At 74.4% G+C, this 12,273-nt stretch carries 9 protein-coding genes; 4 read left to right on the forward strand and 5 right to left on the reverse strand.

Going from position 1 to position 12,273, the window contains the following annotated elements; genetic code table 11:
- Positions 1–6: 6 nt before the first annotated feature.
- On the forward strand, positions 7–1,335 hold the full coding sequence (locus ACWCV3_RS01190) for an MFS transporter (RefSeq protein ID WP_451216490.1): 1,329 nt from the start codon (positions 7–9) through the stop codon (positions 1,333–1,335).
- On the opposite strand, the gene ACWCV3_RS01195 is transcribed toward ACWCV3_RS01190, so the two are convergent.
- Positions 1,332–2,510: a flavin-containing monooxygenase gene (locus tag ACWCV3_RS01195; protein ID WP_451216492.1), complete on the reverse strand. Its 1,179-nt coding sequence runs from the start codon at positions 2,508–2,510 to the stop codon at positions 1,332–1,334. The two genes, ACWCV3_RS01190 and ACWCV3_RS01195, sit on opposite strands and share 4 nt — an antisense overlap.
- Positions 2,511–2,676: 166 nt before the next feature.
- Between ACWCV3_RS01195 and ACWCV3_RS01200 the strand changes: the two genes are divergently transcribed.
- On the forward strand, positions 2,677–3,546 hold the full coding sequence (locus ACWCV3_RS01200) for a GNAT family N-acetyltransferase (RefSeq protein ID WP_451216495.1): 870 nt from the start codon (positions 2,677–2,679) through the stop codon (positions 3,544–3,546).
- 6 nt (positions 3,547–3,552) lie between these two features.
- On the opposite strand, the gene ACWCV3_RS01205 is transcribed toward ACWCV3_RS01200, so the two are convergent.
- Together ACWCV3_RS01205 and ACWCV3_RS01210 are read right to left on the reverse strand one after the other, a co-directional pair.
- The gene (locus ACWCV3_RS01205) at positions 3,553–4,230 is read right to left on the reverse strand and encodes a pyridoxine/pyridoxamine 5'-phosphate oxidase (protein WP_451216498.1); all 678 of its coding nucleotides are present in this window, start codon (positions 4,228–4,230) and stop codon (positions 3,553–3,555) included.
- A 114-nt stretch (positions 4,231–4,344) separates the two neighbouring features.
- Positions 4,345–4,992: a TetR family transcriptional regulator gene (locus ACWCV3_RS01210; protein ID WP_451216501.1), complete on the reverse strand. Its 648-nt coding sequence runs from the start codon at positions 4,990–4,992 to the stop codon at positions 4,345–4,347.
- A gap of 123 nt (positions 4,993–5,115) precedes the next feature.
- Here ACWCV3_RS01210 and ACWCV3_RS01215 point away from each other — a divergent pair, with 123 nt between their 5' ends.
- Positions 5,116–5,844, forward strand: coding sequence for a VOC family protein (locus tag ACWCV3_RS01215; RefSeq protein WP_451216504.1), 729 nt, complete (start codon positions 5,116–5,118; stop codon positions 5,842–5,844).
- A gap of 192 nt (positions 5,845–6,036) precedes the next feature.
- Positions 6,037–8,391 carry an outer membrane protein assembly factor BamB family protein gene (locus ACWCV3_RS01220; RefSeq protein ID WP_451216508.1) on the forward strand — a complete coding sequence of 785 codons (2,355 nt, stop codon included), beginning with the start codon at positions 6,037–6,039 and terminating at the stop codon, positions 8,389–8,391.
- Positions 8,392–8,563: 172 nt separating this feature from the next.
- On the opposite strand, the gene ACWCV3_RS01225 is transcribed toward ACWCV3_RS01220, so the two are convergent.
- Together ACWCV3_RS01225 and ACWCV3_RS01230 are read right to left on the reverse strand one after the other, a co-directional pair.
- Positions 8,564–8,755 carry a hypothetical protein gene (locus ACWCV3_RS01225; protein ID WP_451216511.1) on the reverse strand — a complete coding sequence of 64 codons (192 nt, stop codon included), beginning with the start codon at positions 8,753–8,755 and terminating at the stop codon, positions 8,564–8,566.
- 223 nt (positions 8,756–8,978) lie between these two features.
- Positions 8,979–11,918 (reverse strand): BTAD domain-containing putative transcriptional regulator, encoded by a 2,940-nt coding sequence (locus ACWCV3_RS01230; protein WP_451216514.1) that lies wholly within the window; start codon positions 11,916–11,918, stop codon positions 8,979–8,981.
- Positions 11,919–12,273: the final 355 nt, after the last annotated feature.

Below are 12,273 nucleotides of genomic sequence, written 5' to 3' on the forward strand. Positions count from 1 at the left end.
CACTCGATGCGCCCGGGCGATGCCGGGACCCTGGTGCACGTGACCCAGACCCGTCCCGCTCCCGTCCCCGTCCAGGACGCACCGCACCGCCGGCGTGTGCACCGCGCCTGGTTCGTCGCCGCCGTCGCCTTCGTCACGATCATCGGCGCGGCCGCCTTCCGGTCGCTGCCCGGCCTGCTGATCGACCCGCTGCACGCGGAGTTCGGCTGGTCGCGCGGCACCATCGGCGCGGCCGTCTCCGTCAACCTCGCGCTCTACGGGCTCACCGCGCCGTTCGCCGCCGCGCTGATGGACCGCTTCGGCATCCGCCGGGTCGTCGTCGTCGCGCTGACCGTGATCTCGCTCGGCGCCGGGCTGACCGTGTGGATGACGACGCCCTGGCAACTCATGCTCTGCTGGGGCCTGTTGGTCGGGCTCGGCTCGGGCTCGATGGCCCTGGCGTTCGCCGCGACCGTCACCGGGCGCTGGTTCACCTCGCGGCGCGGGCTGGTCAGCGGCATCCTGACCGCCGCGTCCGCCTCCGGGCAGCTCATCTTCCTGCCGCTGCTGTCCTGGATCGTGGAGCACCACCACTGGCGCCCGGCCGCCGTGACGGTCGCGCTGTCCGCGCTCGCCGTCGTCCCGTTCGTCTGGCTGCTGCTGCGCGACCACCCGGCCGACGTGGGCCTGATGCCGTACGGCGGCACGGAGTTCGTGCCCAAGCCGCCGCCGGTGACCGGGGCCGCGCGGCGGGCGCTCACCGTGCTGGCCTCCGCCGTGCGTACGGGGCAGTTCTGGCTGCTCGCGGGCAGCTTCGCCATCTGCGGGGCGTCCACCAACGGGCTGATCCAGACGCACTTCGTGCCCGCCGCCCACGACCACGGCATGCCGGTGCCGGCGGCGGCCTCGCTGCTCGCGGTGATCGGGGTGTTCGACGTGCTCGGCACCGTGGCCTCCGGCTGGTTCACCGACCGCTTCGACTCCCGGCGGCTGCTGGCCGTCTACTACGCGCTGCGCGGGATCTCACTGCTCTTCCTGCCGATGCTGCTGGGACCGTCCGTGCGGGTGCCGATGGTGTTCTTCATCGTCTTCTACGGTCTGGACTGGGTCGCCACCGTGCCGCCCACCCTGGCGCTGTGCCGGGAGCGGTTCGGCGAGGACAGCCCGATCGTGTTCGGCTGGGTGCTGGCCTCGCACCAGATCGGCGCGGCGGTCATCGCCTGGCTCGGCGGCTTCGCCCGCGACGTCTTCGGCAGCTACGACATGGTCTGGTACGCGTCCGGGTCGCTGTGCGCGGCGGCGGCGCTGATGTCCCTGGTGATCCGGCGCCGCCCCACGGCGGTGGCCGTCGCCTAACGCAGGCGCCGGGCCACCGCCTTGGCGATCTTCTCCGCGTCGATCGCCAGCTCGCGGAACATGCCGCTGATGGGGTTGGTGAACCCGGTGAAGTACAGGCCGGGGGCGTCCTTGGGAGTGCGGGCGCCGTGGACCGTGGGCCGCCCGCGCTCGTCCAGCACGCCCAGGTGGCCGACCAGGGAATCCAGGCCCCGGCTGTACCCGGTGGCCGCGATCACCGCGTCCGGCGCGATCCGGCTGCCGTCGGCGAGGACCACCTGGCCGTCCTCGAACCCCTCGACGGCGGCCACGATCTCCACCTTGCCGGTGCGCACGGCGTCGATCAGGCCGACGTCCTGCACGGGGATCGCACCCTGCCGGACCCTGCTGTACAGCCCGGCCTCCGGACGGGGCAGACCGTGCCCGGAGAGGTCCGGCGTGCTGAGGCGGGCCAGCGGGCGGGCGAGCCGGTCCACCAGCCGCACCGGCAGCCGCCGCACGGCGATCCCGGTGTACTGGGCCGCCCAGCCGGCCGTGGAGCGGCGCACGATGTGCGGCGCCGTCCGCACCGCCAGCCGCACCCGCGAGGCACCGCCCGCCACCAGGTCCACGGCGATCTCCGCCCCGGTGTTGCCGATCCCGACCACCAGCACGTCCCGGTCGGCGTACGGCTCGGGGTTCCGGTACGACGAGGCGTGCAGCAGCTCGCCCTCGTAGCCGTCCGCGCCGGACCACTCCGGCAGGCGCGGGGTGTGGTTGTGGCCGGTGGCCACCACCACCGCGGCGCCGGTCAGCTCGCGCCCGCCGGAGGCGTGCAGCAGCCAGCCCGCGCCGTCCGCGGCCTTCTCCACCCGGAACACCTCGACACCGGTGACGATCTCCAGCTCGTGGTGCTCCGCGTACTTCTCCAGGTAACGGACCACGTCGTCCCGCGCCACCCACCGCCCGAACCGGCGCGGCATCGCGAGGCCCGGCAGTGCGGAGAGCCGCCGGGTGGTGTGCAGCCGCAGCCGGTCGTAGTGCCGCCGCCAGGACGCCCCCACCCGGTCGCTCTTCTCCAGCACCACCGCCCGGACCCCGCGCGCCCGCAGCGCGCAGGCGACCGCCAGTCCGCCCGGCCCCGCCCCGACGACGTAGACGGGTCGGTCGGCGGGGGTCGCGGAGAGGTCCGTGAACGAAGGACGCGAGTCGGCCATGGCGCGAGCGTATTCACCCACCCGATTGATGGGTCTCGGTCAAGACCGGAATCGGTTGCGGATTGATCACGGCTGTGCACGGCATGGGGACAGACCGTGCCGGAACACCCACGTCGCACACGAAATCAGCATGCGTGGGGGGGAGTCGGAGCATCAGGATGAGCGCATGGAGCCCCGTGAATGGCAGTTGTCCGACGACCTCGCCGAATTCCTGCGCACCGCAGGTGACTTCCTTCGCTCCAGACCGGCTCTGCACACCGTGACGCTCACCGTCTCCGAGGCGCTGCGCACGCGCGGTCCGTACGCCCACGGCGCCGAGCCGCCCCGCTTCGGTGTACTGCGCGAGGCGGGCGGCACGGTACGGGCGACCCTGCTGCACACCCCGCCGTACCCGGTCCAGCTCACCCCGCTCGGCGCGATGGACGCGGCGGCGCTGGCCGGCCGGCTCGCCGAGGCGGGCCACCGGGTTCCGGGCGTCTGGGCGGAACGGGAGACCGCCGCCGCCTTCGCCGCCGCCTGGCGGCGTCGGACCGGGACGGCCGCCGAGCCGTCCGAGCGGCAGCGGCTCTACCGGCTGGCCGAGTGGACCCCGCCCGGCCGCGTCCCGCCGGGCCGCGCCAGGGTGGCGGACGCGGGGGACCGGGAACTGCTGGCGCGGTGGTACGTGGAGTTCGCGGCGGACACCGGCGGCCGGGTCCGCCAGGACCCCGCCCAGTGGGCCGACTCCCGTCTCGCGCACGGCGGTGCCACCCTCTGGGAGACCCCGGAGGGCACCCCCGTCTCCCTGGCCGGGAACCTGCCGGAGAGCGCGGGGCAGATCCGGGTGGCCCCCGTCTACACCCCGGCCGCCCTGCGCGGACACGGATACGCGGGCGCGGTCACCGCGGAGGTGAGCAGGCGGGCCGCGGCCACCGGGGCCGAGGTGCTGCTCTTCACCGACCTGGCCAACCCGGTCTCCAACCGGCTCTACCAGCGGCTCGGCTACCGTCCCGTCGCGGACTTCGCCACCTGGACGTTCACGGAGCCGACCGGCTGACGGCTCTCACGGCCACAGCAGCCGCCGCTCCCAGCCGAACTCCGTGCGCCGGTACTCCAGGCGGACGTGGCGCCGGTCGGGGTCGCCCTGGAAGAACTCGACCGAGCGGGCGTGCAGGCGGTACAGGGTCCAGGTGGCGACCGGGGTGGCCGGGTGCTCGCGGGCATGGGACCAGGCGGCCTCGGAGGCTCGGCGCAGGACGTCCAGGGAGTCCAGCTCCTCGCTCTGGTGGCCGGTGAGGGCGGCGGCGAGGGCGCCGGTGGAGCGGGCCTGGAGGTCGGCCCGGGCGGCCTCGGCGGGGGCGGCCGTGACCGGGCCGCGGACGCGGACCTGGCGGCCCAGCGCCGGCCAGTAGAAGGCGAGGGCGGCGTACGGGTGGGCGATCAGGTCGCGGCCCTTGCGGCTGGTGGAGTGGCTGCCGAAGGTCCAGCCGTCGGCGTCGGCGCCGTGCAGCAGCAGGACGCGCACGTCGGGGCGGCCCTCCTCGTCCACCGTCGCCAGGGACATGGCGTGCGGCTCCGGCTGGCCCGCCCGCGACGCGTCGGCCAGCCAGGCGGTGAACAGGGGCAGCGGGGTCGGGGGAGCGGTGTCCGGGTCGAAGGGCCGCAGCTCGGTGGTGCCGGGGGACCAGACCTTCAGGGAGCGCAGCAGTCCGTCGAGTTCGTCGTGTGCCTCGTGTGCCATGGGCCGAGTATCCGCCGCCGCGCCCGTCCCCGGACACGGCGGCAGGCGGTGGTCCACGCCGAGGTGGACCACCGCCTGCCAGACAGGACGTGGGGCCGGTGCGGGTGCCGGTCGCTACTTCGTGGGCTTCTTGCCGGTCACTCCCAGGTGGATCAGCAGCGCCAGGTTCGGCCTGATCTCGGCCTGCTTCACGCCCCAGGCGGTGAAGCCCTTCTGGTGGGCGGCGACCGAGGCCAGCATGGTGACGAGGGAACCGGCGATCGCCGCCGGGTTCACGTCCTTGTCCACCCGGCCCTTGGACTTCAGCTCGGTGACCGCCTCGGTCAGGGAACCGTTCACCGCGTTCAGGATCCTCATCCGCAGCTTGTTGAACCGCTTGTCGCCCTCGGCCGACGCCAGGTCGACCACGCGCAGGATCGCGTCGTGGCGCCGGTAGAAGTCCATGAAGCCGTCCACCAGGTCCTGCGCGGTCTGCCACCCCGCCTTGCCGGTCCAGGTCCGGCCCGCGAGCAGTTCGGTCAGCCCGGCGCTCTCGGCGGCCATCGAGTCGGCGATCTCCAGGACGGCGCCCTCGACGTCCGGGAAGTACTGGTAGAAGGTCGCGGGCGAGGTGCCCGCCTTCCGCGCGACATCGATGACCTTGACATCTCGGTACGGGGAGGAGCTGAGCATCTCGCTGAGGCAGTCGAGCAGCTTCTGCCGGGTCGCCTGCCCACGCCGGCCGGCCACCCGGCCGTCGACGGTACGCACTTGTCCTGTCATGCCGTCAGCTTACCGACGGGGGGCAGGAGCGCGATTCGGCCGACTGCAAATGGGGTGCGACCTCGGCGGAGACAAGCTTTCCCTGGTCCTGCGGGGTGCGCGGGTCCCGGTTACTTTGACGACATGGCCGAAAACAGCGCATCGATGTACGGAGAGGGCACCCCCTGCTGGGCGGACGCCCAGCTCCCCGACGTCGAGGCGGGCAAGCGGTTCTACGGCGAGCTGTTCGGGTGGACCTTCGACGGCGAGGACGCCCCCGGCGCCTCCGTCCGGGCCCGGCTGGACGGTGAACCGGTCGCCTCGCTCGCGCCCAAGACCGACGGCCGGATGCCCACCGTCTGGACGGTGTACTTCGCCACCCCGGACGCCCGCGCCCTGACCGCCAGGATCACCGACGCCGGGGGCCGCCTGATCCACGGCCCCACCGCGGTGGCCCACCTGGGCGCCGCCGCCCTGGTCACCGACCCCGAGGGCGCGGTCTTCGGGCTGTGGCAGTCCGACGGCCACCGCGGATTCGGGCGGCGCCGCGAGCCGGGCACCTTCGTGTGGACCGAGCTGTACACCCCCGACCCGGCCGCCGCGAACGCCTTCTACGGCGACCTCTTCCACGAGGCCCTCTTCGGCGCGGGCGCGGACCCCGACTTCGGCCGCGCCCTGATCACCGACGTGTTCCCGGCCGAGATGCCCGCGCACTTCCTCGTCCACTTCCGCGTCGGCGGCCTCGACGACGCCCTCGCCGCCGTGCGGCGGCTCGGCGGCCGGATCCAGGTGCCGCCCTTCGACGCGTCGTACGGACGAGTGGCGGTCGTCACGGACAATCAAGGGGCGTCCTTCGCGCTGCTGACCCGGTGACGGGGCGCCGCGGGGGCGGTGAAATGACGGGATTGGGCACGAGACACCCCGATTCGCCACCGGGTTCGCAACCGGCCGCCCGGCCAGGAAGAATCGGGGTGCGTGCCGCCAGGGCGGTGCGGTGGTGAGACGCTGCACTTCGGTCGCGTCCAAAGGCGGAAGACGCGGCTCGTACGGGGAGGTGGCAGGCAAGTGGTGGATCAGCTTACGCAGCACGATCCGCGGCGGATCGGGCCGTTCGAGGTGCTGGGCCGGCTGGGCGCCGGCGGCATGGGGCTGGTCTATCTGGCGCGCTCGGCGTCGGGGCGGCGGGTGGCCATCAAGACGGTCCGCACGGAGCTGGCCGAGGACCAGCTCTTCCGGGTCCGCTTCACCCGCGAGGTGGAGGCGGCCCGCGCGGTCTCCGGCTTCTACACGGCCGCCGTCGTCGACGCCGACCCGCGCGCGGCGGTGCCCTGGCTGGCCACCGCGTACGTTCCCGCGCCCTCGCTCGAGGAGATAGTGAACGAGTGCGGGCCGCTCCCGGCCCAGGCGGTGCGCTGGCTCGCGGCGGGCGTGGCCGAGGCGCTCCAGTCCATCCACGGCGCGGGCCTGGTCCACCGGGACCTGAAGCCGTCCAACGTGCTGGTCGTCGAGGACGGCCCCCGGGTCATCGACTTCGGCATCGCCTCCGGGGTGTCCAACACCCGGCTGACGATGACGAACGTCGCGGTCGGCACCCCCGCCTACATGTCGCCCGAGCAGGCCAAGGACTCCCGCAGCGTCACCGGCGCCAGCGACGTGTTCTCGCTCGGCTCCACCCTGGTCTTCGCCGCCACCGGACACCCGCCCTTCCACGGCGCCAACCCGGTCGAGACGGTGTTCATGCTGCTCCGGGAGGGCCCGGACACCACCGGACTGCCGGAGGAGCTGCGCCCGCTGATCGAGGCGTGCATGCAGATGGAGGCGCCCGGCAGGCCCTCCCCGGCCGACCTCCAGGCCCAGCTCGCCCCGCATCTGTTCGGCTCCGGCTCGGACGACTCCGGCACCGCCTCCGCCTGGCTGCCGGAGAAGGCCGTCGCCCTCATCGAGTCCCGCCGGGGCGGCCGTCCGCCCGCCAAGCCCGCCCCGCTGCCGCCCGGCCCGCGCGGCCCCGGCCGTCCGGCCGTGCCCCCGCCGCCGTCCTACGACCCGGTGGTCCCGACGCCCTCCCCGGCCCCCCTGCCGTCCGGCGGCCCCGGCACCGGCCCGGTGCGGCTGGCCGGCCTCGAGGTGCCCATCGGCCCCGGCCCGCGCGTCGCCGACGCCCGCGCGGCGGCCGTGAAGGCGCCGCCGCCGGAGGCGGGCCTGGTGGCGAGCTGGTCCCGGCCGCGCCCCGGCGTCAACGGCGCCGACCCCGCCGTACCCCCGGTGCCGCCCCAGCTGCCGGAGACCTCGGCGGGGTGGCGGCCCTGGCGGTTCCGGATGTCCAACGACGTGTGGGGCACCCCCTTGGTCGACGGCGACCTCGTCTACGTCACCTCCTTCGAGGTGCACGCCCTGGACGTGGCCACCGGGCGGCGCCGTTTCAAGACGCGGGACGTGGCCTGGTCCATGGCGGTCGCGGACGGCCGTATCCACGCCTCCGACGGCCCCACCCTGTTCGCCCTGGACGCCCGCGAGGGCAGCGACCTGTGGCGGGTGTCCACGGACGCCTGGGTGTACTCGCTGCACGCCGACCGCGGCACGGTCGTCACCGGCACGCGCGGCGGCGGGGTGCAGGCGTGGGAGGCGGCGGCCGGGCGCAAGCTCTGGGAGATCTCCGGCTGCCAGACCGACTTCGAGTCGCCCGAGGCCGGCCCCGCCGTGCACGACGGCACGGTGTACGTCTGGCAGGACGCCCGGCTGCGCGCCCTGGACGCCCGCACGGGCGACGAGCGCTGGTCCTACCCGATCGGCGACGCGGCCTCCTGCGGCGGGGTGCCCGTGCGGTTGACCCCGGCACCGGACGGCCACGTGTACGTCAGCGCGGGCAGCCGGGTCCTCGCCGTCGAGGTGGCGACCGGCCGGGTGCGCTGGCACTTCGAGGCCCCGGCGGTGTTCCTGTCCCCGCCCGCCTTCGTGCCGGGCCCTGCCGTCACCGGCGGCGGGGTCTACCTCGCCGACTACCTCGGCACCGTCTACGCGCTGGACGCCACCGACGGCCGCGACCGCTGGCGGATCGCCACCGAGGCCCGCTCCTCGGTGGAACCGGTGCTGGTCGCGGCGGGGCACGTGCACGTCGGCAGCGGCAAGGGCCTGTACACGCTGGACGCGGTCACCGGCACGCCCAAGTGGCGCTTCCAGGCGGGCGGCGACGTGGTGGGCGCCCCCTCGGTCGCCGAGGGCCGCATCCACTTCGGGTCCACCGACCACCTGCTGTACACGCTGAAGGCCGACGACGGACGGCTGCGCTGGAAGCTCGCCACCGGCGGCGAGATCACCGGCTCACCGGTCGTCAAGGACGGCGTGGTGTACGCGTGCAGCAAGGACCGGTGCGTGTACGCGCTGGACGCGGAGAAGGGCACGGGAACGGCCCGCACGACCTGAGGGGCGCCCGCGGACACGGAAGACGGCCGGGTCCCCCGACCCGGCCGTCTCCTTGTTCCGCGTGAGCCGCGGCGGCTCCCCTCCGTCCGCCGCGGCTCACGCCCCCCGTGGGTGTGGTTCCACCCAGTGCTGACCGGAAGGGTTCACCGGCTCGCCCTTCCCGGTCACAGCACTAGCGCGGGTCGCCCACGGTGATGTGGCTCTCCAGCGTGGTGACGTCGCCCAGGTCGCCCTTGGCCTGCTTCTCGCCGGTGATGTGGCTCTCCTGCGGAGCCACCTGCGGGGCGGCCGCCGCCTTGGCGCCCTCACCCGTGATGTGGCTCTCCTGCGTGGTGACTTCGTCGGACTTCCTGGCGTCGCTCATCGACGTACTCCGTTGCTCTGAGGTGTGCTGTTGTGGCCGGGGCCGCCCGGCTGCTCCCCCGAGGGCTTCCGGACGGACCCGGCCACGGCCGGCGCCAGCGTGGGCGGCCGACGGCACCACCGGTTCGCCCGCCCCCGTGACGACGAATCGGCTGCGAGAAGACTGCACGGGCACGATAAACGAACGATGAACGCCGGGTCCCGCGTATTTCGGCGGGGCCGCCTCACCCGGCCGTCGCGGGAGACAGCAGCTCGCGCAGGGAGGCCGCCTCCGCCGAGCCCAGCCGGTCGTAGACGCTCAGCGCGTCCGTCCAGCAGGCCCGGGCACGGTCCGTCTCGCCCAGCGCGGCCAGTGCCTTGCCGAGCACGGTGAGGACGCCCGCCCGGCGCCAGTCGCCGCCCACGTGCAGCAGGACCGACAGCGACTGCTCGGCCAGCGCCGCGGCCACCGCGGGCCGTTCGCCGAGCCGCAGTCCGGCGAGCCGGAACAGGGTCATGCCCTCCCACAGCCGCTGCCTGCTGTCCCGGAAGATGGTCAGCGCCTCCGTGAGACGCGCCTCCGCCTCCTCCGCGCGCCCCGACTCGGCCAGCGCCAGCCCGAGTGCGTAACTCCCGTTCGCCAGACGCACGGTGAGACCCAGGTGCCGGTAGACGGCGACGCCGGACCCGGCCAGCTCCACCGCGCTGGCCACCTGCCCCATCGACAGGTGCACCCGCGACAGGTTGCACAGCGCGCTCGCCTCGCCCGGCAGGTTGCCGTCGGCGCGGTAGGCGGTGAGGGTGCGCTGGAGGTAGGCCTCGGCCTCGGCGTGCCGGCTGCGGTACGCGGCCACGATCCCGCGTTCGCTGGGCGCGTTGCAGTCGATCCACGGGTCCGCCGCCGCACCGGCCAGTTCCACCGCGCGCTCGGCCTCCGCCTCCGCCTCGTCGAACCGGCCCGCGTTGATGTGCACCTGGGCCAGCGTGGTGCGCGCCCGGCCCTCCACCAGCGCGTCCCCCGCCTGGGCCGCCGCGTCCCGGACGACGGTGGCCGCCGCCCCGAACTGGTGGGCGTTCGCGCCGGACTCGGCCAGGTCCTTGGCCACGAGCAGCAGGTCCACCGCCCGCCGCAGGCTGCCCTGCGCCACCGACTGCCGTACGCAGGCCAGCAGGCAGTCGGCCTCCGCGTACAGCCAGTCCAGCGCGTCCCGGTGACCGGCGAAGGTCAGTCCCTCGTGGTCGTAGGGGTGGAGGTGCTCCACGGTCCGGTCGCCGGGGCGCTCGATGGCGTACACGCGCGCCGCGGTGGCCAGGTAGAAGTCCAGCAGCCGGGAGAGCGCGGCGGCCCGCTCGCCGGGCTCGCGCTCGTCGCGTTCGGCGCATGCGCGCGCGTAGAGCCGTACGAGGTCGTGGAAGCGGTAGCGGCCGGGTGCGGCCGACTCCAGCAAAGAGGTGTCGACCAGCGACTCCAGCAGGTCCTCGGTGTCCTCCGGGCCGAGGTCCAGCAGCGCGGCGGCGGCCGCCAGCGACAGGTCGGGGCCGTAGGCGAGGCCCAGCAGCCGGAACGCCCGCGCCTGGGCGGGTTCGAGCTGGCCGTAACCCAGCTCGAAGGTGGCCTTCACCGCGAGGTCGCCGGCCTGCAGCTCGTCCAGCCGGCGCCGTTCGTCCGCCAGCTTGGCCGCGAGTACCGAGGTGGTCCAGGTGCGGCGGGAGGCGAGCCGTGAGGCGGCGATCCTGATGGCCAGCGGCAGGAAGCCGCACGCGGCCACCACGTCCAGCGCGGCCTTCCGCTCGGCCGCGACCCGCTCCTCGCCCACGATCTTCGTGAACAGCGACAGCGCCTCCTCGGGCGACATCACGTCCAGGTCCACCAGATGCGCCCCGGCCAGCCCGACCAGCCGCACCCGTGAGGTCACCAGCGCCGCGCACCCTTCGGTGCCGGGCAGCAGCGGTCTGACCTGCGCCGCGTCCTTGGCGTTGTCCAGCAGCACCAGCACCCGGCGCCCGTCCAGCACCGACCGGTACAGCGCGGCCCGCTCCTCCAGCGACTCCGGTACCGCGGAGTCCGCCGTGCCGAGCGCCCGCAGGAACGAGCCGAGCACCGTCTGGGGTTCCGCCGGTCGCGGGCCCGCCCCCTGGAGGTCGACGTAGAGCTGGCCGTCGGGGAAGGCCGCCCTCGCCCGATGGGCCACGTGCACCGCGAGGGTGGTCTTGCCGACACCGCCGATCCCGGCCAGCGCGGAGACCGCCATCACCCGGCCCTCCCCTTCCCGCGCCGACGCCAGCACGTCGCTCAGCTCCGTCACGAACGCGGAACGGCCGGTGAAGTCCGGCACCGAGGCGGGAAGCTGGGCGGGGCGTACGAGGACCGCGGGAGGTTGCCCGGCGGCGGAGGGGGGCTCGGCGAGCGCCGGGTCCGCCCGCAGGATGCGCTGCTGCAGGTCGCTGAGCTCCGGGCGCGGGTCCACGCCCAGCTCCTCGGCGAGCAGCCGCCGGGTGTCCGCGTACACCGCCAGCGCCTCCGCCTGCCGGCCGCTGCGGTACAGCGCCAGCATCAGCAGCTCGCGGAAGCGTTCGCGCAGCGGGTGCTCGGCGGTCAGCGCGGTCAGCTCCGAGACGGCCTCGGCGTGACTGCCCTGCTCCAGGTCCATGTCCAGGCGGGATTCGAGCAGTTGCAGGCGCCACTCCTCCAGCCGGACCCGCTGCGCCTCCGCGTACGGGCCGGGCACGCCCGCCAGGGCCTCGCCGTCCCACAGGGCCAGCGCCCGGTCGAGCGTCCGGCGTGCCTCGCCCAGTTCCCCCGCACCGCGCGCCTTCTCGGCCTGCGCGGCGAGCTCCTGGGCGACGGCGAGGTCCAGCGGCGCGAGCGTCCGGATGGCGTACCCGCTGGACTCGCTGACCAGGACGCCGGGTTCGAGCACCTTGCGCAGCCGGGACGCGTAGGTCCGGACAGCGGCGAGCGCCCTGGGAGGTGGTTCGGTGCCCCAGAGCGCGTCGATCAGTTCGGCCGCCGTGGCGGTACGGCCCTCCCGCAGCAACAGGGCCGCGAGCAGGGCGCGTTGCTGCGGAGAGCCGGTGGGGACCGGTGCTTCCCCGCGCCAGGCCCGCACCGGCCCGAGTACCCCGAACCGCAGCACGGCGGAACCGGAGACCCGCTGCTCCGGCATCCGAGCCCCACCGTCCATGCGTTCGCCCCCTAGGCAGTCCCAACGACTAGGCCAGTTTGCCTTCTTCACGCCACTTGCGTCAGCCGCGGGAGACGCCGATCACAAGGCGGCACGGGGGACTTCACAGAGTTCTCACCCCTGCGGGCCCAGCGCTCGGCGGTGCTGCCGGCAGCGCGCGGGACCGGAGGAAGCCGACCAGGGCGATCGCCGCACACCGGGCCGGTGAGGTCCAGCCGTCGTTCCCGATCGCCGAACCAGCGCGGACCCGGCGACATCGGCCGGGCGGCACGATCGCGGAGCCCAGGAAGGTCAGGCACCGCACCGGTGCCCCGTGCCTGCCCGAAAAGCGCCCGAAGCTGTGGATCACACCGAA

This window comes from Streptomyces sp. NPDC001781 (assembly GCF_053596035.1).